The organism is Pseudomonas sp. BN606 (assembly GCF_029873115.1).
Taxonomy (GTDB): domain Bacteria; phylum Pseudomonadota; class Gammaproteobacteria; order Pseudomonadales; family Pseudomonadaceae; genus Metapseudomonas.
In genome coordinates this window covers 1-23,976 of sequence record NZ_SSOF01000088.1, presented here as the reverse complement: position 1 = coordinate 23,976, position 23,976 = coordinate 1, and the positions used below count along the sequence as shown (strand labels likewise).

Below are 23,976 nucleotides of genomic sequence, written 5' to 3'. Positions count from 1 at the left end.
GCTGCCCGGTGCCACGTCCCCTCCCTTTTTGGGACGAAAGAGGCATCCAGCCATGGGGCGGGAATGCGCCACGAACGGCGCCCGGACTTTCTTGACGTGGCAAAGGCGCTTCGCTAGCGTCGCCGACCGAGTTCCATCCGATGGAAGGACCAGCGGGCTGGCGCGGTTAGCTGAATCGGCAAAACCGATCCATCCTTTCGTACGTTCTGTCCTTCGCAGACCGTGAACCGGGGACAAGAAGTTGACAACAAAGACACCCAGGCACTTGGTCTCCACCAAGTTCTCGCCGCCGCGCATCGGCACGAGGCATGTGATGCGCGACAACCTGCTGGCACAACTGGAGCGCATGCACCACTGCCGGCTCGTGCTCATCACCGGTGCGGCGGGTTACGGCAAGACCACCTTGCTGGCCCAATGGCGCCAATCGAGGCTGCGGGCGGGGGCGGAAGTCGTCTGGGTTTCACTGACGGCGGATGACAAGGGCTACGCGGCATTCTGCGCAGCACTGCTGGAAGCACTGCGGCGCCTGGGCATCGAAGTGGACATTGAGCTGCTGCGCGACGAAAACACGACCAGCGCGATGGATGCCACCGTCACGACCATAGTCGACGCCGCGGCAATGCTTTCCAAAGAGCTCTACCTGATCCTCGACGACTATCACCACATCGAGGCCCCCCTGGCGCACAAGCTTATCCAGAAACTCCTCGACCACGGTCCCGGCAACCTGCATCTGGTACTCGCCTCGCGGGTCACGCCACCGCTCAGCCTTTCACGGTTGCGGGTCATGGACCAGGTGGCCGAGATCGAGAGCGTCGAGCTGCCATTCGACATGGCCGAGACGCGCACATTCGTGGAAGAGAACCTCGGGGCCAACAGGATCAACGCGGACGAGCTGAGCCTGATCCATGACCTGACCAGCGGCTGGCCGTCCTGCCTGCAACTGATCGTGGTCATGCTGAAGAACCGCGCCGACAGCCGCGCCATCCTCCAGGACCTGGTCTGGCGCTCCAGCGATCTGCAGGCCTACCTGAGCGAGGAAGTGGTGGCGCACCTGCCAGCGGAGATGGTGGAGTTCACTGAGACTCTGTCGATCTTCCGCCGTTTCAGCGCCGCAATGGCCAAGGCCGTTACCGGCAATGCCCAGTCTGGCGACCTGATCAAGCGCATGGAGGACGAGAACCTGCTGATCTATCGCATGGATTCCGACGACCGCCAGGCCTGGTATCGCTTCCACCCCCTGTTCGGCGAGTTCCTCAGTACGCGCCTGGAACGTCGCGGCAGCGACCAGGTGCGCGAGCTGCACCGCAAGGGCGCCCGCTGGCTCGCGGAGCACAACTGCCTGACCGAGGCAGTGCGCCATGCCAGCCTTGGTGAAGATATCGAGCTCGCCACCCAGGTGATCGAACGCTCGGCACCCGCTACCTGGACTCTCGACTACCTGGCCCCCACGCTGCGGCTGCTCGAGCACCTTCCGGAAGAGGTGCTGTTCCGCAACCAGCGCCTGCTCTTCCTGGCCTGCGTGACCGTTGCCCTCACCTCCCGCCCGGGACGGGCGAAGTCCTGGCTGATCCGACTGGAAGCCAGCGACATGCAGGACCATCCAGAACTGGCCAACGGCCTGGCGCTGATCCGCGCCGCGATCGCGGTGCAGGATGACGATTCCGATCGCGCCGTACAGTTGCTGGAGCCGGTGCGCGATGCGCCGATGGAAAACCCCTTCTTGCGTTACATGCTGCTGGCCACCCTGACCGTTGCCTATTACATCGCGGGCCGTTACGCCGATGCGCGAAGACTGTTCGACGTCCACCCCATCCCGCCGGAGGATCGCGGCAACGACATGGCGCTGGTGGCAGAGTCGGCGCAGGTCACCGCGCACATGCTGGCCGGCGATGTGCAAGAAGCCGAACGCCTGGGTTCGGAACTGCTCGAACGCTCGACGCGCGAGCACGGCCATCGCTCGATCTGCGCCAATCTGTGCGCCAGCATGCTGTCGGACGCCTTCTACGAACTCGACCGCATCGACGACGCCCGCGAGTTGATTGCCAACCGCTTCGGGCTGCTGCACTCCTCGGTGCCGGACGTGATCCTGCGCACCAACATGGTCCGCGCACGGCTCGACCTGTTGCAGAAAGGCCCGGACGCGGCGCTGGGCTTTCTCCAGCAACAGATCGCCCATTTGCGATGCCTGGGGCAGCTCAGGCCGGTGGCCCATCTGCTCGCCGAGCAAATCCGCGTCTTGTTGATCAAGGGCAACCGCATTCGCGCCACCGAGCTGCTGGCGAGCCTCGAGGAACTGGCGCAAGCCCATGCCACTGAACAGGGCGCTCGCGCCGAATTGCCGGCCCTCGCCGCCCTGGCCCGGGCCCGCCTGCTGCGCAGCGTGGACTCGGAGCGCGCGCTGGAGGCGCTGCACGAGGTCCGCGACTACGCCGAGCGCTTCAATCGCGGGCGCTTTGCCGTATTGGCCGACCTGCTCCACGCCGATGTCCTACACGATCTCAAGCGGCCCGATGAGTCGGTCGCCGTCCTCACCGGCATGCTGGCGACCGCCCAGGAGTTCGGCCTGGTCCGCACCCTGCTGGACGAAGGCGCCCTGACGGAGAAACTGCTGCACCGGCTGACCGAGGAACACCCCCAGGAAGGCCCAATCGGCGAATACGTGGACGGATTACTCGTCAAGCTCACCGATCCCTGTTCGGCAAACGCTGCGATGCCCCGTCCACGCCGCGCGGCGACTCCCGAGCAACAGCCGGTGCTGACGCCGCGCGAACTGGAAATCCTCAGCCTGGTGGCCCAGGCAATGTCCAGCAAACGCATTGCGCATACGCTGGACATCACCCTGGAAACGGTGAAGTGGAACCTGCGCAATATCTTCGTCAAGCTCGGTGTTTCCAGCCGCTACGACGCCATGGTCTGGGCACGCAACCACAACCTCATCGACTGAAACCCACTCGCGCCCCTCCCCACATGGGGGGCGGCTTGTCCCATTTCCTCCCCTACCCTGAGGTTTCCACACTCGTCACGGAACCCTCGCCATGAGCCAAACGCGCACGCTCCTCCATACCCGCCACGTCACCTGCACCGCCTACCTGCGCGAGGACGGGTTGCTGGATGTGGAAGGCGAAATGCGCGATATCACCCCAGTTGATGCCGACATGCTGTTCCGCGTCGTGCCCGCCGATGGGGAAATCCATCACATGCACATCACCATGACCCTGGACCGGGAGCTGGTAATCCAGCAGGTGACGGCCAGGACCCATGCCGGCCCGACGCCCTACTGCGCACAGATCGAGTCCGCCTATGCCGCCCTGGCGGGGTTACGGATCGGACCCGGCTTCATGCCCAGGATCAAGGCGCGGGTAGGTGGCGCCAGCGGTTGCACCCACCTGACTGAACTCTTCGGTCCGATGGCCACCACTGCCTACCAGGCGCACTTCGCCCTGCTCCGCAAGCATGACAATCTCCGCGAGCGACTGGTCAGCGACCGTCCCCTACCGCGTCCCAGCCTGATCAATAGCTGCCACACCTATCGTCTGGACGGCGAGGCCATCAAGGTCATCTGGCCGGAGGATCGCCGACAGGACGACACCATTCGCGCGGAAGCGATGGACGGCCCGCCCGCTGGAGCCTAGTCCGCGCGAAAAACCGGAAAAGCATCTGGAGTCCTACGCATCAACAGGACTTATTCCACCTGAAATCAATCAGTTGAGCGCAATCAGAAATACGGAACATCCTGCCACGAGGCCACTCCATACTCGGCCCTGCGGCCTGCCGAGGCCCCACTACAACAACAATCCGGCTTTTCCGCAGGAGCGGTTCCATGAGCGATGCCATCCAGCCCTTCCCGGCCACCTCCGCAGTACCGGCCCAGCAACTCAAGCGCACATTCACCAAGGTCATCTGGCGACTGCTGCCCTTCCTGATGCTGGCCTTCATCATCAATGCCATCGACCGTCTGAATCTGTCGTTCGCCAAGCTGCGCATGGCGGAGGACATCGCCCTCAGCGATGCCGCCTACGGCATCGGAGCCGGTATCTTCTACCTGGGCTACATCCTCTTCGAGGTGCCCAGCAACCTCTACATGCAGCGCGTCGGGGCGCGCGCCACGCTGACGCGGATCATGATCCTCTGGGGCTTGATCACCGTCGCTACCGCCTTCGTCACCACACCTAACCAATTGATCGCTGCGCGCTTCCTGCTGGGTATAGCCGAGGCGGGCTTCTTCCCGGGGCTGATCCTCTACCTCACCTACTGGTTCCCCGCAGCCCAGCGCGGGCGCATCACTGCGTCGTTCTTCATGGCCGGCATGGTCGCGGGCATGGTCTGTGGCCCACTTTCAGGAACCATCATGGCGCACCTGCACGGCTGGCTCGGTCTGCGCGACTGGCAGGTTCTGTTCATTCTCACTGGCCTGCCGGCGGTGCTGCTGGGGGTGATCGGACGTTTCTGGCTGACTGACCGCCCCGAACAGGCCACATGGCTCGACGAAGAGGAGAAACACCAGCTCCAGCAGGCGCTGGCCAACGACTCGACGGGCACCGTCAAGCACCACGGTTTCGCAGACGTATTGCGCGACCCGCAGCTTTATGTGGCAGGTTTGGTGTGCTTTTGCATCTACAGCGGCGCCAACACCGTGTCCTACTGGCTGCCGACTCTTGTGCGCGGCTTCGGGCTGGAAGACCTCAAGCTGATCGGCCTGGTCACGGCGTTGCCGTTCCTTGGCGGTCTCTGTGCCATGTACCTGCTTGGCCGCAGCTCGGATCGCCATATGGAGCGCCGCTGGCACCTGGGCCTGACCATGCTGGTGGCCGCCGCCAGCTTCTGCCTGCTGGACCTGGCGCATGGGCATGCGGTGTTTTCCATGGCGCTGATGAGCCTGGGCGCCGCCGCCGCGTTGTCGGCCATGCCGCTGTTCTGGACCATTCCACCGGCCCTGTTGAGCAAGTCCGGCGCAGCCGGCGGCATCGCCATCATCAGCAGCATCGGCAATCTGGCCGGCGTGCTCAGCCAGACGGCAGTGGGCGCGGTGAAAAACGCAACTGGCAGCCTCTACCTGGCGTTTGACCTGATCGCCATCCTGCTGGTGTTCGGCAGCCTGCTGCTGTTGCTTGGAATCCCTGCCAAACACCTCGCCGCGCCACGCCCGGCCTCAATCGCTGAACGGACATAACCACCATGCGCGACAACACCCTGCGAATGAATGGCGCAGAAAGCCTGGTGAAAACCCTGCTTGCCTCTGGCGTCGATACCTGCTTCGCCAACCCCGGCACCAGTGAAATGCACTTCGTTGCCGCCCTCGACCGCATCCCCGGTATGCGCTGCGTGCTGGGCCTGTTCGAAGGCGTGGTGACCGGGGCCGCCGACGGCTACGCGCGACTGGCCGAAAAACCCGCCGCCACCCTTCTGCATTGCGGCCCCGGCCTGGCCAATGGCCTGGCCAACCTGCATAACGCGCGACGTGCGCAGACTCCGATGGTGAACATCGTTGGAGATCAGGCGACCCACCATCGCCCCTACGACGCCCCCTTGACCGCCGATACGGAGGGCTGGGCCCGCCCGGTTTCGGTCTGGACCCGTACGGCGACATCGGCAGGCTCGGTGGGCTCCGCTGCCGCCGTTGCGGTGCAAGCTGCCCGCAGCGCACCGGGCGGCGTCGCGACCCTGATCCTGCCCTCGGACGTCTGCTGGGATAGCGGCGGCGTGGTCGCGGTGCCCCTGCCGCCGATTCCGGCGCCCAAGGTCGCACCGGACATCCTGCAGCGGGCCGCCCGGATACTGCGCTCCGGCCAACCAACCCTCTTGTTGCTGGCCGGCAAGGCCCTTGGACAGGAGGCGCTGGCCGCTGCCCATCGAATCGTCAACACCACCGGTGCATGCCTGCTGTCGACGGTATCCAACCCGCGCGTGGCCCGTGGTCGTGGTCGCTTCGCGGTGGAGCGCCTGCCCTATTCTGGCGATGCCGCACGGGCAAAACTGGCCGGCATCGCCCATGTCATCCTCGTCGGCACGCCGGCACCGGCCACCTTCTTCGCCTATCCCGGAAAGGCGCCTCGCCCCTACCCGGAGGACGCCACCGTCCACGTCCTCGCCCGTCCGGAAGAAGACTTGGTGGACGCGTTGGGACGCCTGGCAGAGGAACTCGGTGGCCCTCTGCCGATGCCCATGGAGCGCGCCCAGGAAGCATCGGTCGCCAAGGGCACCATTACACCCCAGACGCTCGGACAGTCGCTCGCCGCCCTGCTGCCGGAGCAGGCAATCGTGGTCGATGAAAGCATCACCTTCGGTCCGGCCCTTTATGCCGGCACACTGCATGCCGCCGCGCACGACTGGTTGCAGGTGGGTGGCGGCGCCATCGGCGATGGCCTGCCGCTGTCCCTGGGCGCGGCGGTAGCCGCGCCAGAGCGGCGGGTCGTCACGCTGCAGGCGGACGGCTCGGGCATGTACACCCTGCAAGCACTCTGGTCCATGGCACGAGAACGCCTGGACGTCACGGTGGTGGTGCTGGCCAACCGCAAGTACGCGATCCTCCAACATGAACTGGACAATGTCGGTGCCAGCGCGGGCATGACGGCGATGGGCATGCTGGATATTGGCAACCCGAACCTCGACTGGGTGCGCATAGCCAACGGCATGGGCGTGGAAGCGGCCCGTACCAGCAGCATGGAAGGGTTCAATGATTTGTTCGCCCGGGCCAACCGCAACTCGGGCCCCTTCCTGATCGAACTGGTCATCTGAAACGTCTCCCGTAGTGAGCCCCAGCGTTGGGCTTCGCTACGCTCAGTCCCAACCTACAAGAGTCCGAACCCCATGCCGCTCCCCGTAGGTTGGTCCGAGCCCCGCGAGGCCCAACGCAGCACAGCCAGTCCCGATCCCTCTATCCCACCCCATTAGGGAGGGGGCAGCCTACACATGAAGGAGGCAGCATTCAGCCCAGGCGTGCACACGTGTGCACGACAGCCGAGGCTATATGATGACGCACGATTCCATCCCTTCCGAGAACCATGCCCAGGGCGGACGACCCACCGCCCGGCAGCTGGCCGAACGCCTCGGGGTGGCCACCTCCACCGTCACCCGCGCCTTCGACGAGCAGTCGCGCATCTCCGACGACCTGCGCCAGCGCATTCTCTCCTTGGCCAATGAACTGGGTTATCGCCCCAGCGCCATCGCGCGCTCGCTGAACCGGCGGCGCACCGGCATCGTCGCTCTGGTTGTGGGCGACATGCTCAACCCCTTCTATCCCGCCACCATCGAGGAATTCTCGCTGCAATTGCAGCGGACCGGCCGGCAGCTGCTGCTGTTCGTGGTACCGCCGGGCCGCGATGCGGACGAGCTGATGCCACAGCTGCTGCAGTACCAGGTCGACGCCATCGTCGTGACTGCGGCGCGGCTGTCATCGCACATGTCCGATCTATGCAGACGCCAGGGTGTGCCGGTGGTGTTCATGAATCGCCGTGTCGACAACCCGACGGTCTGGTCGGTGTGCTGCGACAACCAGCGCATGGGCACTCTGGTGGCCGAGTACCTGGTGGGCAAGAGCCGCCGCGCCTGCGCCTTCGTAACCGGCGATCCGAGCGTCTCCACGACCACCGACCGCCTCCTCGGCTTCGAGCGCGGCCTGGCCGCACACGGCCAGCGCCTGGTCGCCTGCGAGCAGGGTGGATACAGCTACGAAGGCGCACGCGATGCGGCGGCCCGACTGTTCGAAGCCGGCCAGCCAGTCATCGATGCGGTGTTCTGCGCCAACGACCTGATGGCCCTGGGCGTACTCAGCCACCTGCGCATGAACACTACTTTGCGCGTCCCGGAAGACGTGGCCGTGGTCGGTTTCGACGACATCCGCGCCGCCGCCTATCCGGAGAACGACCTGACCACGGTGCGGCAACCGCTGAACGAGATGATCGATTGCGCCATCCAGCTCCTCGATGCAGGTCGACCGCAAGGCCGCGTCGCCGACGCGCTACGCGAACTGCCAGGGCGACTGGTGCTGCGCTCCACCGCCTAGCCCCTCCCCTGCACGCCCATCACAACAACAATCAGGAGACTGGCATGCCCCTCAATGAAACTACAGACAATCGAGCCCTCTATCTAAAGATCAGCTGGCGCATCATGCCGCTGCTGCTGGCGGCCTACGTCGTGGCATTCCTCGATCGCATCAACGTCGGCTATGCGCAGTTGCAGATGAAGGAGACGCTGGCCTTCAGCGATGCCGTCTATGCCCTGGGTGCAGGCATCTTCTTTATCGGCTACCTGCTTTTCGAGGTGCCGAGCAACCTGATGCTCGAGAAGATCGGCGTGCGCAAGACGCTGCTGCGCATCATGGTCTGCTGGGGCGTCGTCGCGATGGCGATGATGTTCGTGCAGACGCCGACGCAGTTCTATGCGATGCGTTTCCTGCTTGGCGTGTTCGAGGCGGGATTCACCCCCGGTGCGCTGCTCTATCTCACCTACTGGTACCCACCGGCACGACGCGCACGGATAATCGCCATCTTCCTGCTCGGCGCCATCTTCGCCAGCCTGATCGCCGGCCCACTGTCCGGGGCCATCATGAAATTCCTCGATGGCCTCAACGGCTGGCACGGCTGGCAGTGGCTGTTCCTGGCACAGGGTGCGCCTGCGCCGCTGCTTGGCCTGCTGGCCTGGTTCCTGCTCGCCGACCGCCCCGAGCAAGCCGCCTGGCTGAGCCCCGGAGAAAAGGCACGATTGCAGGAGCAGTTCGACTCGGAAAACCAGTCGATGGCCATGGCCAGTCACCGCTCGCTGCGCGACCTGCTGGGCGACGCCAAGGTCTGGGCCCTGTCGCTCGCTTATGTGCTGATGGTGGCGGGCACCTATGCCATCGCCTTCTGGACGCCGACACTGATCAGGAGCTGGGGGGTCTCCGACGTGCTCGAGGTCGGCGCCTACGCCACCCTGCCGCAGCTGTTCGCGGCAGCCGGCGTACTCCTACTCAGCCGTAGTTCGGACCGCCGCCGAGAACGCCGCTGGCATTTCACTGCAGGGGCGCTGGTGGCCGCCTGCGGACTGGTGATCGTTGCCCTCGCCCAGGGCGATCTCGTGGTCTCGCTCGCCGGCCTGAGCCTGGCAATGCTAGGCATCGCCTCGCTACCACCGGTGTTCTTCGCCCTGACGTCCGAGTACCTGCCCCGCGCGTCGGTCGCCGTCGGCATTGCCCTGGTCAGCAGCATCGGCAACCTGGGCGGGGCGATCAGCCCCTCGCTCACCAGTGCCCTCAATGCCGCCAGCGGCGGCACGGCCTACAGCCTTTGCCTGGTGATGAGCTTTTTCGTGCTGGCCGCAGTCATCGTCCTGGCAGTCGCAAGGCCGCCAGTCCACGTCCTTCAGGCCGCCTAAGGCGGCATTTCCCCGAGCCCCATAGGAAAACGCCCATGATCCAACACCTCAAGAAAGGCCAGTCGGCCCAGGCCAAGGCCAGCAACCAGGCGCAGGTGCGCGCCACCGTCGAAGGCATCCTCGCCGACATCGAGCAACGCGGCGACGCGGCGGTGCGCGAGTACTCCGAAAAGTTCGACAACTGGTCGCCGGAGAACTTCCGCCTCAGCCAGACGCAGATTGACGCCTGCATCGCCAGCCTGTCGCAGCAGACCCTCGACGACATCCAGTTCGCCCAGGCGCAGATCCGCCGCTTCGCGCAGATCCAGAAAGACTCGATGCACGACGTCGAAGTCGAGACCCTGCCGGGCGTGGTGCTCGGCCATCGCAACATTCCGGTCAACTCGGTCGGCTGCTACATCCCCGGCGGCAAGTACCCGCTGATCGCCAGCGCGCACATGAGCGTGCTGACCGCCAAGGTCGCCGGCGTCAAGCGCGTGATCGCCGCCGCACCGCCGTTCGACGGCCAGCCCTGCGCGGAAATCGTCGCTGCCATGCACTTGGCCGGCGCCGATGAAATCTACTGCCTCGGCGGCGTGCAGGCGGTCGCCGCGATGGCCATCGGCACCGAGAGCATCGCCGGGGTGGACATGATCGTCGGCCCGGGCAACGCCTTCGTCGCCGAAGCCAAGCGCCAGCTGTACGGCCGCGTCGGCATCGACCTGTTCGCCGGCCCGACCGAGACCATGGTGATCTGCGACGACACGGTGGACGCCGAACTGGTCGCCGTCGACCTGCTCGGCCAGGCCGAGCACGGTCCGACCTCGCCGGCCTATTGCGTAACGACGAGCAAGAAAATCGCCGAAGAACTGCCGGCCGCTATTGAACTGGTGCTGTCGCGCCTGGACACCGCGCCGGTGGCCAGCGTCGCCTGGAACGATTTCGGCGAGATCTACCTGTGCGACAGCGACGAGGAAGCCCTGGAGGTATCCGAGCGCCTGTGCTCCGAGCACGTGCAGGTGATGACCAAGGACCCGGACTGGTACCTGCAGCGCATGACCAGCTACGGCGGCCTGTTCCTCGGCCACCGCACCAACGTCAGCTACGGCGACAAGGTGATCGGCACCAACCACACCCTGCCGACCATGGGCGCCGGCCGTTACACCGGTGGGCTGTGGGTCGGCAAGTTCATCAAGACCCACACCTACCAGCGTGTGCTGACCGACGCCGCCAGCGTGATGGTCGGCGAATACTGCTCGCGCCTGTGCGGCTACGAGCACATGTCCGGACACAAAGAGCAGGCGGACATCCGCGTGCGCCGCATGAAGCAGGAGGCCTGAAGCCATGAGCAAACCCGTAGCGCACAACCGCAGCGACTACAGCTACTTCCGCGACATCACCACGCGCTGGATGGACAACGACGTCTACGCCCACGTCAACAACGTCATCTACTACAGCTGGTTCGACACCGTGGTGAACGGCTGGCTGCTCGAGCAGAACCTGCTGGATTTCGTCGGCAGCCCGACCGTCGGCCTGGTTGTGGAAACCAACTGCGGCTACTTCTCCTCAATCGCCTTCCCCGACATTGTCCGCGCCGGCCTGCGCGTCGCCCGCCTGGGCACCTCGAGCGTGCGCTACGAGGTCGGCCTGTTCGCCAACGACAACGATGAAGCCTCGGCCCAGGGCCACTTCGTGCATGTCTACGTCGACCGCGTGACGCGTCGCCCAGTGCCGCTGCCGGACGCCCTGCGCCGCGCGCTGGAGACCATCGAGGTGGCCGAATGAAGGACTTCAAAGGACGCGTAGCGGTGATCACTGGCGCCGCCTCCGGCTTCGGCAAGGCCTTTGCCGAGATGGCGACGGACCTTGGCATGAAGCTGGTGCTGGCGGATATCCAGGCCGAAGCGCTGGAAACCACCGTTGCCGAGCTGCGCGGCCGCGGCGCCGCAGTCATTGGCCGACGCACCGACGTTTCCCAGGCTGAGCAGATCCAGGCGCTGGCCGACGCGGCCATCGCCGAGTTCGGTGCCGTGCACCTGCTGTTCAACAACGCCGGCGTGCTCGCCGGCGGCCTGGTCTGGGAAAACAGCGAGGAGGACTGGGACTGGGTGTTGGGTGTCAACGTGCGCAGCGTGATCCACGGGGTACGCATCTTCACCCCGCTGATGCTCGCCGCTGCCGCAGCCGACCCGGAGTACGAGGGGCACATCGTCAACACCGCGTCGATGGCCGGCCTGCTCAACGCGCCGACCCTGGGCGCCTACAGCCTCAGCAAGCAGGCCGTGGTATCGCTCAGCGAGTCGCTGTACCACGACCTCGCCCTGGTCTCCGCGCAGGTGCACTGCTCGGTGCTCTGCCCGTACTTCGTACCCACCGGGATCAGCCAGTCGGCGCGCAATCGTCCGCAGGAGTTGGCCAATGCTGCGGGCTTGACCCGCTCCCAGGCCATCGCCCTAGCCCAGAACCAGAAGGCCACCGGCGCGGCCAAGGTCAGCACCGAGCAGATCGCCGAGATGACCTTCGAGGCGATCCGCCAGCGCAGTTTCTATATTTATTCGCATCCCCATGCTCTGGGTTCGGTGCGTGAGCGCTTCGACGCGATTGTCGAGCAACGCAATCCGCCCGATCCCTATGCTGGCAGGCCCGAGCTGCGCGCGAATCTGGTCGAGGCGCTGAGTAGCTGAAGAACCCAGGCTTAGGCATTCACATTCAACGATGGGGAAAGAGCTCATGCTCAATTACATCAAGCGCCTGGCCCTGGCCGGCGCAACCTACGCCCTGCTGGCCGCGCCACTGGCGCAGGCCCAGCCGGCCAAACCCAACATTCTGGTCATCTGGGGCGACGACATCGGCTGGCAGAATGTCAGTGCCTACGGTATGGGCACCATGGGCTATACCACGCCGAACATCGACAGCATCGGCATGCAGGGCATCCGCTTCACCGACCATTACGCCCAGCCATCTTGCACCGCCGGCCGCGCCGCGTTCATCACTGGCCAGTACCCGATCCGCTCGGGCATGACTACGGTCGGCCAGCCTGGCGAGAAGCTCGGCCTGCAGGCTGCCTCCCCTAGTCTGGCGGCAGTGTTGAAGTCGTCCGGCTACCGCACCGGCCAGTTCGGCAAGAACCACCTGGGCGACAACAATCCCAACCTGCCAACCGTACATGGCTTCGACGAGTTTTTCGGCAACCTCTACCACCTTAATACCGAGGAACAGCACGAGTACCTCGACTACCAGAACTTCGCCAAGGCCTATCCCGGCGGCCCGGAGGCTTATGCCAAGAAGTTCCAGACCCGTGGTGTGTTGCACACCTTCGCCAGCGACACTGACGACCCAACTGTAGACCCACGCTTCGGTCGTGTCGGCAAACAGGCGATCAAAGATACCGGACCGTTGACCATGGAGAGGATGAAGGACTTCGACGGTGCCGAGGTCATCCCCATGGCGCTGGATTTCATGCGCAAGGCGCAGAAGGAAGACAAGCCCTTCTTCGTCTGGCTCAACACCACCCGCATGCACATCTACACCCACCTCAACGACAAGTGGCGCCACGCCGCCGCCAAATACACCCACGAGGACGACACGCAAGGCAGCGGCATGCTGCAACACGACCATGACATCGGCATGGTTCTTGATTTTCTCAAGGCCAACAACCTAGAGGACAACACCATCGTCTGGTACTCGACCGACAACGGCCCCGAGCATTCCTCCTGGCCCCATGGAGCCACCACCCCCTTCCGTGGCGAGAAGATGACTACCTACGAAGGAGGCGTACGCGTGCCTTCAATGTTGCGCTGGCCGGGCGTGGTCAAGCCGTGGCAGATCCTGAACGGTATCCAGGCGCACCAGGACATGTTCACCACCTTCGCCGCCGTGGCTGGCGTGCCCGATGTGGCCGAGCGGATGAGGCAGGAGCAGAAACAGTACATCGACGGCATCAATAACCTCGACTACTGGACCGGCAAGTCTCCCGAGAGCAAGCGCACCAGCATTCTCTATTACATCGAAAGCAAGCTGACCGCCGTGCGCATGGGCCCCTGGAAGCTGCATTTCTCCACCAAGGAAGACTATTACGCCCCAGTGGTCCCGCTGTTCGCGCCGCTGCTGTTCAACCTGCGCAGCGATCCTTTCGAGAGCTACGACAGCAAGGACTCCTATGGGCACATGATCCAGAAATCGGCATGGATAGGAGGCCCCATGGGTGAGCTGATAGGCGCCCATCTGAAGACGTTGGCGGAGTATCCACCGGTGCAGCCAGCGAAGTCATTCGACCGCTCTAACCTGGTACAGGACTTCCTGCAGAAACAGAAGAAAGCCCCATGAAGCCATGGCGGTACCGGTCATTGAGCCTAATACCCGTGCGACTAGGCACGCGGGTGCTGTGCCTGCTGCTCGCCCCCTGGCTAGGGAACGGGTATGCAGCGCAGCATCCCGCCTTGGCCCAGAACCCGGCGGGGTATGCCCCAGCCGAAAGTTGCCTCGTTTGCCACACCGAACAGGCGAAGGCCTGGAAAAGCTCCGACCACGACTGGGCAATGGCAGTGGGGACTCCCTGACCCTGCTGCGCGGCATGATCGAGGACCTGGGCAAGCCCGCCATCGTCCGCGCCAGCGCGGCCGAGCAACTGGCCAGCCTGGGCCCGCCGGCCCTGCCGACCCTGCGTCAGGCGTTGAGGGACGACAGCCCGCTGGTGCGGGCCTATGCCATTTCCGCCTTTGCCGGCGAGCCGCCGGTGGAGCGAGTCCGGCAACTGCTGCCGCTGCTGGATGACCCCGACCTAGCCGTCCGCGACGAGGCCCTGCGGGCGCTCGCGGGAATCCCTTCACTGGCCCTGCCCGAGGACCGGCGCGCCGCCTTCAGGGAGCAGTTGGCGGACTACGAACGGCGCCTGCGCGGCAACGCCGACCTGCCTGGCAACCGTCTCAATCTGGCGGTACTACTTGAACGCGAGAATCGCCAGCTGGAGGCCCTCGAGCAGTATCGCCAGGCACTGAAAATATATCCTTACTTCTCCCCGGCCCGGGTCAACCTGGCCACGCTGGCCAACGGACTGCTGCGCCTGGACGAGGCTGAGCAGGCGTTGCACGAGGGCGTCGCACTGCCCGACCTGTCCTCCGCGGACCACGGCAACCTCGCCTACCTGCTGGCCCTGCTGCTGGTGGAGCGTGACAAGGCCGAGTTCATGGCTTGACATCGCCGCTCGCGAGCTCCCACGCAATCCGCGCATCCGCTACAACCAGGGCCTGCTGCTTTTACAGCTACAGCGCCCGGACGCTGCCCGGGCGGCTCTGGAGTCCGGCCTGGAACAGAACCCGGCAGACAGCGACCTGCTCTACGCCCTGGCCTATCTCCATGCCGTCAGCGGCCGGCGTGACCAAGCCAGTGCCATTGCCCGCCAACTGGAACAAGTCGCCCCCGGCGATCCCCGCCTGCCCGGCTTCAAGCGGCAGCTCGGCGCGCCCTGAGTGCGCGGTTGAGCGCCCCCAGGACAATTTGGCACCCAATGGCAAAACCCTGGCGTGGCCTGGCAATCGGAGCGCGCCCGCCTCTGGCATGTTGGCCGACAAGGCCGCAAGGCATCACAACATGCTCAGAGGTGTGGAAATGGGTGAAATGCAGAATGACGGAGTCAGCCGTCGCAAATTCCTTCGCAATGCGGGTGTCGTCGGCGCTGCCGGCGCGGTTGCGGTGGCAGGCAGTGCTTCGCTCACCGCATCGGCCGAGGGCAAGCCGGAAGTCGCCGGCAAGTTCGCCGACTGCGATTACGACGTGGTGATCATCGGCGGCGGTTTCGCCGGCGTGACGGCGGCCCGCGACAGCATGAAGAACGGCTACCGGACGCTCGTGCTGGAAGCCCGCAACCGTCTGGGCGGGCGCACCTTCAGCAGCGAGTTCGCCGGCCACAAGGTCGAGCTGGGCGGCACCTGGATCCACTGGACCCAGCCCTTCGTCTGGGCCGAGGTGCAGCGCTATGGTCTGCCGCTGAAGGAAACCCCCGAACCCTTCGTCGAGGACAAGCAGACCGTCCGCATCATTCACGAAGGCAAGTCCATTGAACCAGCCCTCGAGGACATGATCGCCATCTCCAAGGCGATCAAGGAATATTTCGCCGATGCGCCCAAGCTGTGGGAACGGCCCTACGATGCCAAGCACACCTGGAAGGAGCTGCTCGCAGTCGACGCCATGAGCGGGGCTGATCGCCTCAACCAACTGCAGCTCACGCCCCTGCAACGCAACTTTGTCGATGCCTATGTGTCCGGTATCGCGCACACCACCAGCGATCGAGCCTCCTACGCCGATGTGGCGCGCTGGTGGTCACTGCCGGGCTGGAACATGACCGCGTTCGTCGATGCCTGCGGCCGCTATAGCTTCAAGGACGGCACCATCAGCCTGATCAATGCCATGCTCGATGAAGGCAAGCCGGAGGTGAGGCTGTCCACGCCCGTCGTCAAGGTGGAGCAGCAGGGCGAGCGGGTCCTGGTGACGACCCAGCAGGGCGAAACCATCCGTGCCGCCTCGGTCATCGTGGCGGTGCCGATGAACGTGCTGCCGCGCATCACCTTCACCCCTGCGCTGGACCCCAAGCTGGTCGAGGCGGCGAAAGAGAAACACAGCGGCAGCGGGATCAAGGTCTTCGTCCGCACCAAAGGCAAGCTTCCTGAGGACGGCAAACGGATCGGGGTAGCCGGCACCGGCAACCCCATCAACATTCTGGCGACTTACGCCAAGGCCGAGGATCACACCATATTTGTCGGCTTCGGTGCCGACCCGGAACTGCTCGACATCCAGGACCGCGATGCCGTGCAAGCGATGGTAAGTGCCTTCTATCCGGATCTGGAAGTCGAGGAGTGCTACGGCTACGAGTGGACGCTGGATCCTTTTTCTCAGGGCACCTACTGCAGCTACAAACCTAATTGGCTGGGCAAGTACTACGACCACTTCCAGAAGGATCGTGGTCGGGTGGTATTCGGCCAAGGCGACCACGGCGAAGGCTGGCGCGGTTTCATCGATGGAGCCATCAGCGCCGGCAGCAAGGCGGCATTGAGAACCCGCGAACTGCTCGGCTGACGCGAGATGGCTTGGTAGGAGCGAGCTCTGCTCGCGAAGGGTCCGAGCGCGATCTTTCGCGAGCAAGCTCGCTCCTGCAACGCGGCCAAGCGCCTTTACTTCGCGCCTTGCTGGCGGAACTCCCTGGGGCTCAGCCCGGTCCAGCGGCGGAAGGCGCGGGTGAATGAACTGGCCTCGTTGTAGCCCAGTTGCTGGGCAATTTCGGTCAGGCTCTTCGGTGACTGGCGCACAAGCTCGATGGCCAAAGCCTGGCGGATTTCTTCTACCAGCTCAGCGAACTCCAGATCCAGCTCCTGCAGGCGCCGTTGCAGCGTCCGCTTGCTCAAACAGAGTTCCGCCGCGACCTGTTCAAGGCCGACTCGTCCGCTGGCCAGATTCGCCTCGATCACCATGCCAATGCGCGTGGTGAGGTCCGTGTCGGCAAGACGCCGGCGACGCTCCTCCTCAAGGCCGGGCAACAAGGTCTGGAACAGCCTTAGATCGGCCGTAATCAGCGGCTCATCGAGCATTTCACCGGGCCAGACGATGACATTGGCCGGCTGGCCAAACTTCAATGGGCACTGGAATACCTCGTTGTGCAGGCTGATATCGGCCGGTTGCGGATGTTCGAATTCCACCCGCAGCGGCGCATACTTTCCACCGGTGTACTCACGCAGACGCGAATAGAGCGTACCGATAGCGAACTCGGCGTCCTGGCGGCGGTGAAGCACGCTTGGATCGGTCAGGCGGTAGGTGACTTCCAGGCATCCGCCCTGCAACCGCCAGGTCAGTTCGTTGGCCTGAGCGTGCACAACGATGTAGCGGCTGGTGCATTCCAGCATGGTCCGTACATCTGCCGCGCTGCGCACGACATGGCCGACGCCCCCCAACAGGCTGGTCTTGAGCGGCTCGCCAAACAAGCCGAGCCCCAGGCGCAAGCCAAGAAAGGCATCGCTTCGTTCGGCAGCCACTTCGAGCAAAGCGTTGTATTGGTTCAAGGGGATTTTCGCATCGGGGCGTGCAAGTACATCTTCGCTCAAGCCGACTGCGGCCAGATGCGGACGGAACAGGTCACCGTAGTGCTGCAACAGGGCCTCGGTGTAGACGGTGTGTTTCAAGCGGGACATGACGGCTGGGGCTCCTGGGCCCGGATTATTCTTGTTGCTCGAGCGCAGCCGGGGGGGCACGGATTCTTCGATAGATCGGGGTTACCGCCGATACAGGCTGGAAAACCTAACAGAGGTCGAAAATCGCGACAACCGGCGTAGCGCGGAATGGCCGATGCTCTCCGGAGCAGCCGGCAAATGGCACCAAATGGCAAGTACCTGGCGCCGTCTGACGATTCCCCGCGTCGTCAGTCCTGCCAAGGTCGCTAGCAAGCTGCCCGCAGACCGCTCAGCCACCCGGCAGCATCGGAGGAAATTCAATGAAAGCCCATCTGTCGCGGCTGGCATTGCTCGGAGCACTGTTCCTGGTACCCCAGGCCCACGCCCAAGCCGCCGCGCCGAATATCGTCATCATGCTCTACGACAACCTCGGTTACGGGGAACTGGGCAGCTACGGCGGCGGCATCATCCGGGGCGCCGAGACGCCGCGAATCGACCAGCTTGCCCAGGAAGGCATCCGCCTCACCAACTTCAACGTCGAAGCGCAATGCACGCCCTCGCGCTCGGCCTTGCTTACCGGGCGCTTCTCGATCCGCTCGGGAACCTACAAAGTACCCCGCGCTGGCGCCCCTGACGGTCTGACCCTGTGGGAAACGACCTTGGCCGAACTGCTCTCCGCACGCGGCTACGCCACGGGCATCTGGGGCAAATGGCACCTGGGCAGTAGCGAGTCGCGCTTCCCCACCCGGCAGGGTTTCGACGAATGGTATGGCGTACCCCGCACCTACGACGAAGTCATGTGGTCCGCCTCGGATCACGCCACCGATCTGACGCCCGCCATCGGCAGCAAACAGGGCTGGGACGAGAGCCTGGTTCCGCCGCAATACATCTATGAGTCCAGGCGGGACGAGCCGTCGAGCAAGGTGAAGAAGCTGGACCTGCCCAGCAAGCGCACCCTGGACGAGGAGCTGGCCGAGCGCGCCATCGCCTTCATCAAACGCAACGCGGAGGCCGGCAAGCCGTTCTTCGCCTACATCCCCTTCTCCCTTCCACACATGCCGACGCAGCCCAATCCGGCCTTCGCCGGCAAGACCGGCAACGGCTCCTGGGCCGACTCCCTGGCGGAAATCGATCATCGCGCCGGCCAGGTACTGGACGCCCTGAAGGCCGCCGGCGTCGAAGACAACACCCTGGTGATCCTGGCCAGCGACAACGGCGGCGAGGCCACCGATCCCTGGAGGGGTGCGAACGGCCCCTGGCGCGGCACCTACTTCACCGCCATGGAAGCCAGCCTGCGCGCCCCCTTCATCCTGCGCTGGCCCGGCCAGGTGCCGGCCGGCAGGGTGAGCAACGAAATCGTCCACATCGTCGACCTCTACACCACCCTGGCCCACGTCGGCGGCGCTGAAGTGCCCACGGATCGTGCCGTGGATGGCGTCGACCAGATGGCCTTCTTCAGCGGGAAACAGGACAAATCGAATCGGGAAGGTTTTCCGGCCTACGTCGCCGATCGACTTTCCGCGGTGAAATGGCGCAATTGGAAGCTGCATTTCATCAAGCAGGACGAAATGTACGACCCACCCCAGCCTCTACCCTTCCCCCGGCTTCACAACCTGCTCACCGACCTGCGGGAAGAGCGCGATGTGACAGTCGAGAACACTTGGGTGTTGCAGCCGATGACAGGCGTAGTCGGGCGCTTCAAGGCCAGCCTGGAAAAATACCCGACCATCGAAAGCGGCACGCCGGACCCCTACATGCCACCCCGTTAACCCGCCATAGCCACCGCCCACTTCCCTGGTGGGCGGCTGGCCATCGATTGGCACCGAATGACAAATCAATGGCGTTCGCCAGCGATTCGAAGCCCTCTCCCGGCTGTCACCTTAGGTCCCACCTTAGCCAACCGGGGAATAACAAGATGAACCTTCCTTTCCGCATGACAGCCGGCGCTTTCGCGCTTCTGCTCAGCCATTCCGCTTTCGCCCTCGACTGCGACGCAGGCGCCGGGCAAAAGGTCTTCCAGACCAAATGCAGCGCCTGCCATGCACTTGATAGCGATCGCGTCGGGCCGCACCTGGCCGGTGTCGTCGGCCGCCCGATGGGCTCGGTGAAAGGCTTCACCTATTCACCGGCGCTTGTCGGGGCGAAAGACAACTGGTCGCTGGAGCGGCTGGAGACCTGGCTCACCTCCCCGGCCCGGATGTTCCCCGAGACCACCATGGCCTTCGGCGGCCTGCGCAAGGCCGAAGAGCGCAAGGCGGTGCTCTGCTTCCTGCAGAGCCAGGGCTGACCGCGCCCCGCGCGTGAACGCCTGCACAGACGGGCCACCGCTCGCCCGTCCGATACGTAGCACAACCAGAACAAGGACAATCCAGTGCGTATCCGATACTTCAAGCGCTGTCTGCTGGCAGCGGCCGTTTCGGCATCCATCCAGCATCCGGCATTCGCCGTTGCCTTCAACATCGGTGATATCCAGGGACAGTTCGATTCATCCCTGTCCATCGGCGCCAGCTGGGCGACTTCCGACCCGGACTCTCACCTGATCGACTCCACCAATGGGGGTAACGGCTTCTCATCCTCGGGCGATGACGGACGCCTGAACTTCAAGAAGGGAGAAACCTTCTCGAAAATCTTCAAGGGTGTGCATGACCTCGAACTGAGCCGTGGCGACACCCGCGCATTCGTGCGCGGGAAGTACTGGTACGACTTCGAGCTGAAGGACGAGAACCGTCCGTTCAAACAGATCAGCGACGATGGTCGGGTCATGTCGACCCGCTCCTCCGGTGCGGAGATCCTCGACGCCTTCATCGCCCAGCGCTACGAGATTGCCGGCCTCCCCGGCGATTTCCGCTTCGGCAAGCAGGTGGTGAGCTGGGGCGAAAGCCTGTTCATCGGCAACTCCATCAACGTCATCAACCCGCTGGACGTGGTCGCCCTGCTCAGGCCCGGCTCGGAGATCAAGGAAGGCCTGATCCCGGTGAACATGCTCTACGTCTCCCAGGGCCTCAGCGACAGCCTGACCCTGGAGGCGTTCTACCAGCTGCAATGGAAGCCTTACGCGCTGCCCAACTGCGGCACCTTCTTCGGCGCCGATCCGGTGCCCAAGGGGTGTAACAACAACCTCAATGCAGGCTTTGCCGACATCGGTCCGCTGGAGCCGATTGCCGCTGCCGCCGGGCTGGGCTTCGGCATCCAGGACCGCAGCATCAGCAACGAAGGTGTGATCATTCCGCGTCTCAAGGACAACGAGCCACGCGACAGCGGTCAGTACGGCATGGCGTTGCGCTGGCTGGGTGACGGGGCGGAGTACGGCGCGTACTACGTCAACTATCACTCGCGCAAACCCAAGTTCAGCTTGCAAACCGCAACCGGCGTCAGCGATTTCATCCAGAACGATCCCGGCTTCGCCGCGCTGCCGCCTGACCTGCAGTTCGCCCTGGGGCTGGCTACCGGCGCCGGCAATACCCACTACTTCATCGACTACCCGGAAGACATCCACCTCTTCGGCCTGAGCTTCGCGACAGAACTGCCCACCGGTACCGCCTGGAGTGGCGAGATCAGCTATCGCCCGAATGAGCCGGTGTCGATCAACACCGCCGACCTCGCTGGCGGTGCGCTCAATCCAACCTTCCGCGCCCTCACCGGCAGCGATGTCGAGCCCACGGTGTCGGCCGAGGAGGGCCAGGTGCTGCAGGGTTGGAAGCGCAAGGAAGTCACCCAGGCGCAGACCACCTTCCTGCACGTATTCGACCCGATGCTGGGTGCCGACTCGATAAGCCTGGCGGTGGAACTGGGCATGACCCACATCGGCGGCCTCGAATCCCTCGATACCCAGCGTTACGGCCGGGATTCGGTGTTCGGCGATATCGTTCAGGGCGGCCGCCACGGCTACTTCACGAAGAACTCCTGGGGCTACCGCGCCTACAGCGCGATGAAGTACACCAACGTCTTCGCGGGCATCAACCTGACGCCCAACCTGGGCTGGTCCCATGACGTGGACGGCTACGGCCCGACCTTCAACGAAGGCGCCAAGGCCGTGAGCCTCGGTCTGGATGCCGACTACCGCAACACCTACACCGCCAGCCTCAGTTACACCAACTACTTCGGTGGCGATTTCAACACTGACGTCGACCGCGACTACCTGTCGCTGAGCTTCGGCGTGAACTTCTGATCGGGGAGCCACGACAAGATGAACCGCGAAACCATGATCAAAGGTACCCTCCTGGTGCTGTCATTGCTGGCCAGCAGCGTAATGGCCGCCGTACCGCAGCAGGAAGCCGACAAGCTGGGCACCAGCCTGACACCGCTGGGCGCCCAGAAGGAGGCCAATGCCGATGGCAGCATTCCCGCCTGGACCGGTGGCCTGCCCACCAATGCTGGGGCGGTCGATGCCAACGGCTTCCTGGCCGACCCATTCGCCAACGAGAAGCCGCTGCTCATGATCACCGCCAGCAACGCCGAGCAGCACCGGGACAAGCTCAGCGATGGTCAGATGGCGCTGTTCAAGCGCTACCCCAGCACCTATCGCATTCCGGTGTATCGAAGCCACCGCACTGCGACGGTTCCCCCCCAGGTACAGGCAGCGGCCAGGAATAGCGCCCTGCAGGTACAGTCGATCAACGACGGCAATGGCCTGTCCGGCTTCAAGCAGGGCAGCTTCTACGCCTTCCCCATCCCAAGCAATGGTGTGGAAGTCGTATGGAACCACTTCACCCGCTACATGGGCGACAGCTACAAGCGCGGATTCATCCAGGCCACGCCTCAGGTGGATGGCAGCTACACGCCGGTGCGCTTTGAAGAGCAGCAGGTTTACCCGGGCCAGGTGAGCGACTTGCCACCTGAGGATGTCGGAACGCTGCTGTACTACTACAAGCAGCGAGTGACCTCCCCCGCACGCCTGGCTGGCACCGTGGCGCTGGTCCACGAGACGCTCGACCAGGTCAAGGAGCCGCGTCGCGCCTGGGTCTACAACGCCGGCCAGCGCCGGGTGCGTCGTGCGCCGCAGCTGGCCTATGACGGACCGGGTACCGCGTCGGATGGCCAGCGCACCGCCGACAACCTCGATATGTACAACGGCGCGCCGGACCGCTACGACTGGAAACTGATCGGCAAGAGGGAGATGTACATCCCTTACAACAGCTACCGGATGGAGTCGCCGTCGCTCAAGTACGACGACATCATCAAGGCCGGTCACCTCAACCCCGACCAAACCCGCTACGAGCTGCATCGGGTGTGGGAAGTGGTCGCCACCCTGAAGCCCGGTGCCCGCCACGTCTACGCCAAGCGCCACATGTACCTGGACGAGGACACCTGGCAGATCGCCGAAGTGGACCACTACGACCGCCAGGGCCAGCTCTGGCGGGTGGCCGAGGGGCACGCGCTGTATCGCTATGACAAGCAGGCCAGCTACCTGGCGGCGGAAACCCTGTACGACCTGATCTCGGGCCGTTACATGGTGGTGGGCCTGCGCAACGAGGAGCCGAAGAACACCCTTTACGGGCTGACGGCCAAGGCCTATGACTTCACCCCAGCCGCGCTGCGCACTGATGGGATGCGCTGATCGGCGAAGGTAGCCGCCGCGAAGCCCAGCATCGCAGAACGTTGGGCTTCGCGTAGCTCAGCCGCAAGCTACGAGACCGATCGAGGCCGTCCTTCCCTCTCCCTAAAGAGGAGAGGGGTGACTTCTAGCCCGACCCGGCGCGGACGTGTAGGGTCGAATTCATTCGCCAAGCAGGACGCAGTCCTGCCCACACAAACAAAAAGCCCGCTCGATGAGCGGGCTTTTCGCATTACCGATGAGTCTCAGAGCAGGCTTTCGATTTCCGGTACGGCTTCGAACAGGTCCGCCACCAGGCCGTAGTCGGCCACCTGGAAGATCGGGGCTTCTTCGTCCTTGTTGATCGCGACGATGACCTTGGAGTCCTTCATGCCCGCCAGGTGCTGGATGGCACCGGAGATGCCGACGGCGATGTACAGCTGCGGCGCGACGATCTTGCCGGTCTGGCCGACCTGCATGTCGTTCGGTACGAAACCGGCGTCGACGGCGGCACGGGAGGCACCCACGGCAGCGCCCAACTTGTCGGCCAGGGCATACAGGTGCTTGAAGTTGTCGCCGTTCTGCATGCCACGGCCGCCGGAAACGACGATCTTGGCAGCGGTCAGTTCCGGACGATCGGACTTGGCCAGCTCTTCACCGACGAAGGCGGACTTGCCGGCGTCGGAAACAGTGCCCACGGCTTCAACGGCAGCGGAACCGCCTTCAGCGGCAGCGGCGTCGAAACCGGTGGTACGCACGGTGATCACTTTCACGGCCGCGCTGGATTGCACGGTGGCGATGGCGTTGCCGGCGTAGATCGGACGCTTGAAGGTGTCGGCGCTTTCAACGGCGATGATCTCGGAGATCTGGTCGACGTCCAGCAGGGCCGCCACGCGCGGCAGGTAGTTCTTGCCGTTGGTAGTGGCGGGTGCCAGCACGTGGCTGTAGCCCTTGCCC

19 protein-coding genes are annotated in these 23,976 nt (G+C 64.3%); 17 read left to right on the top strand and 2 right to left on the bottom strand.

Translation table 11 applies throughout. The features are described from left to right. Positions 1-313 precede the first annotated feature (313 nt). From E8E75_RS28485 to E8E75_RS28425, 13 genes are all read left to right on the top strand, one after another. A complete protein-coding gene (locus E8E75_RS28485) occupies positions 314-2,944 on the top strand; it encodes a LuxR C-terminal-related transcriptional regulator (RefSeq protein ID WP_153922155.1) in 2,631 nt (876 codons plus the stop codon). A 91-nt stretch (positions 2,945-3,035) separates the two neighbouring features. Then, the gene (locus E8E75_RS28480; RefSeq protein ID WP_153922159.1) at positions 3,036-3,632 is read left to right on the top strand and encodes a DUF2889 domain-containing protein; all 597 of its coding nucleotides are present in this window, start codon (positions 3,036-3,038) and stop codon (positions 3,630-3,632) included. Positions 3,633-3,820: 188 nt separating this feature from the next. Next, complete coding sequence (locus E8E75_RS28475) at positions 3,821-5,170, top strand: MFS transporter (RefSeq protein WP_153922162.1); 1,350 nt, start codon at positions 3,821-3,823, stop codon at positions 5,168-5,170. A 5-nt stretch (positions 5,171-5,175) separates the two neighbouring features. Beyond that, positions 5,176-6,735: an acetolactate synthase large subunit gene (locus E8E75_RS28470; RefSeq protein WP_218584189.1), complete on the top strand. Its 1,560-nt coding sequence runs from the start codon at positions 5,176-5,178 to the stop codon at positions 6,733-6,735. Between the two features lie 232 nt (positions 6,736-6,967). Continuing rightward, positions 6,968-8,002 (top strand): LacI family DNA-binding transcriptional regulator, encoded by a 1,035-nt coding sequence (locus tag E8E75_RS28465; RefSeq protein ID WP_256673316.1) that lies wholly within the window; start codon positions 6,968-6,970, stop codon positions 8,000-8,002. Between the two features lie 44 nt (positions 8,003-8,046). Beyond that, on the top strand, positions 8,047-9,351 hold the full coding sequence (locus E8E75_RS28460) for an MFS transporter (RefSeq protein ID WP_153922165.1): 1,305 nt from the start codon (positions 8,047-8,049) through the stop codon (positions 9,349-9,351). A 35-nt stretch (positions 9,352-9,386) separates the two neighbouring features. Continuing rightward, the gene (hisD, locus tag E8E75_RS28455) at positions 9,387-10,670 is read left to right on the top strand and encodes a histidinol dehydrogenase (protein ID WP_153922168.1); all 1,284 of its coding nucleotides are present in this window, start codon (positions 9,387-9,389) and stop codon (positions 10,668-10,670) included. Between the two features lie 4 nt (positions 10,671-10,674). Further along, positions 10,675-11,115, top strand: coding sequence for a thioesterase family protein (locus E8E75_RS28450; protein ID WP_153922171.1), 441 nt, complete (start codon positions 10,675-10,677; stop codon positions 11,113-11,115). Further along, complete coding sequence (locus E8E75_RS28445; RefSeq protein ID WP_153922174.1) at positions 11,112-12,014, top strand: SDR family oxidoreductase; 903 nt, start codon at positions 11,112-11,114, stop codon at positions 12,012-12,014. The genes E8E75_RS28450 and E8E75_RS28445 overlap by 4 nt, the downstream gene beginning before the upstream one ends. A gap of 46 nt (positions 12,015-12,060) precedes the next feature. Then, positions 12,061-13,656, top strand: a complete 1,596-nt coding sequence (locus tag E8E75_RS28440; RefSeq protein ID WP_153922177.1) for an arylsulfatase — start codon at positions 12,061-12,063, stop codon at positions 13,654-13,656. Positions 13,657-13,816: 160 nt separating this feature from the next. Beyond that, the gene (locus E8E75_RS28435; protein WP_256673318.1) at positions 13,817-14,524 is read left to right on the top strand and encodes a HEAT repeat domain-containing protein; all 708 of its coding nucleotides are present in this window, start codon (positions 13,817-13,819) and stop codon (positions 14,522-14,524) included. Further along, the gene (locus E8E75_RS28430; RefSeq protein WP_280360065.1) at positions 14,499-14,798 is read left to right on the top strand and encodes a tetratricopeptide repeat protein; all 300 of its coding nucleotides are present in this window, start codon (positions 14,499-14,501) and stop codon (positions 14,796-14,798) included. The genes E8E75_RS28435 and E8E75_RS28430 overlap by 26 nt, the downstream gene beginning before the upstream one ends. 148 nt (positions 14,799-14,946) lie before the next feature. Continuing rightward, the gene (locus tag E8E75_RS28425; RefSeq protein WP_256673319.1) at positions 14,947-16,401 is read left to right on the top strand and encodes an NAD(P)/FAD-dependent oxidoreductase; all 1,455 of its coding nucleotides are present in this window, start codon (positions 14,947-14,949) and stop codon (positions 16,399-16,401) included. 95 nt (positions 16,402-16,496) lie between these two features. Here E8E75_RS28425 and E8E75_RS28420 read toward each other — a convergent pair whose 3' ends face one another. Next, positions 16,497-17,507 (bottom strand): AraC family transcriptional regulator, encoded by a 1,011-nt coding sequence (locus tag E8E75_RS28420; protein WP_153922180.1) that lies wholly within the window; start codon positions 17,505-17,507, stop codon positions 16,497-16,499. A 299-nt stretch (positions 17,508-17,806) separates the two neighbouring features. Here E8E75_RS28420 and E8E75_RS28415 point away from each other — a divergent pair, with 299 nt between their 5' ends. From E8E75_RS28415 to E8E75_RS28400, 4 genes are all read left to right on the top strand, one after another. Continuing rightward, positions 17,807-19,255 carry an arylsulfatase gene (locus E8E75_RS28415; protein WP_153922183.1) on the top strand — a complete coding sequence of 483 codons (1,449 nt, stop codon included), beginning with the start codon at positions 17,807-17,809 and terminating at the stop codon, positions 19,253-19,255. A 146-nt stretch (positions 19,256-19,401) separates the two neighbouring features. Continuing rightward, positions 19,402-19,773: a c-type cytochrome gene (locus E8E75_RS28410; RefSeq protein ID WP_153922186.1), complete on the top strand. Its 372-nt coding sequence runs from the start codon at positions 19,402-19,404 to the stop codon at positions 19,771-19,773. 90 nt (positions 19,774-19,863) lie between these two features. Further along, positions 19,864-21,654 carry a DUF1302 domain-containing protein gene (locus tag E8E75_RS28405; protein ID WP_280360165.1) on the top strand — a complete coding sequence of 597 codons (1,791 nt, stop codon included), beginning with the start codon at positions 19,864-19,866 and terminating at the stop codon, positions 21,652-21,654. Between the two features lie 18 nt (positions 21,655-21,672). After that, positions 21,673-23,043 carry a DUF1329 domain-containing protein gene (locus tag E8E75_RS28400; protein WP_153922189.1) on the top strand — a complete coding sequence of 457 codons (1,371 nt, stop codon included), beginning with the start codon at positions 21,673-21,675 and terminating at the stop codon, positions 23,041-23,043. A 242-nt stretch (positions 23,044-23,285) separates the two neighbouring features. Here the strand turns inward: E8E75_RS28400 and E8E75_RS28395 are convergent. Then, on the bottom strand, positions 23,286-23,976 hold a 691-nt coding region (locus E8E75_RS28395), incomplete at its 5' end, for an FAD-binding protein (RefSeq protein WP_280360063.1).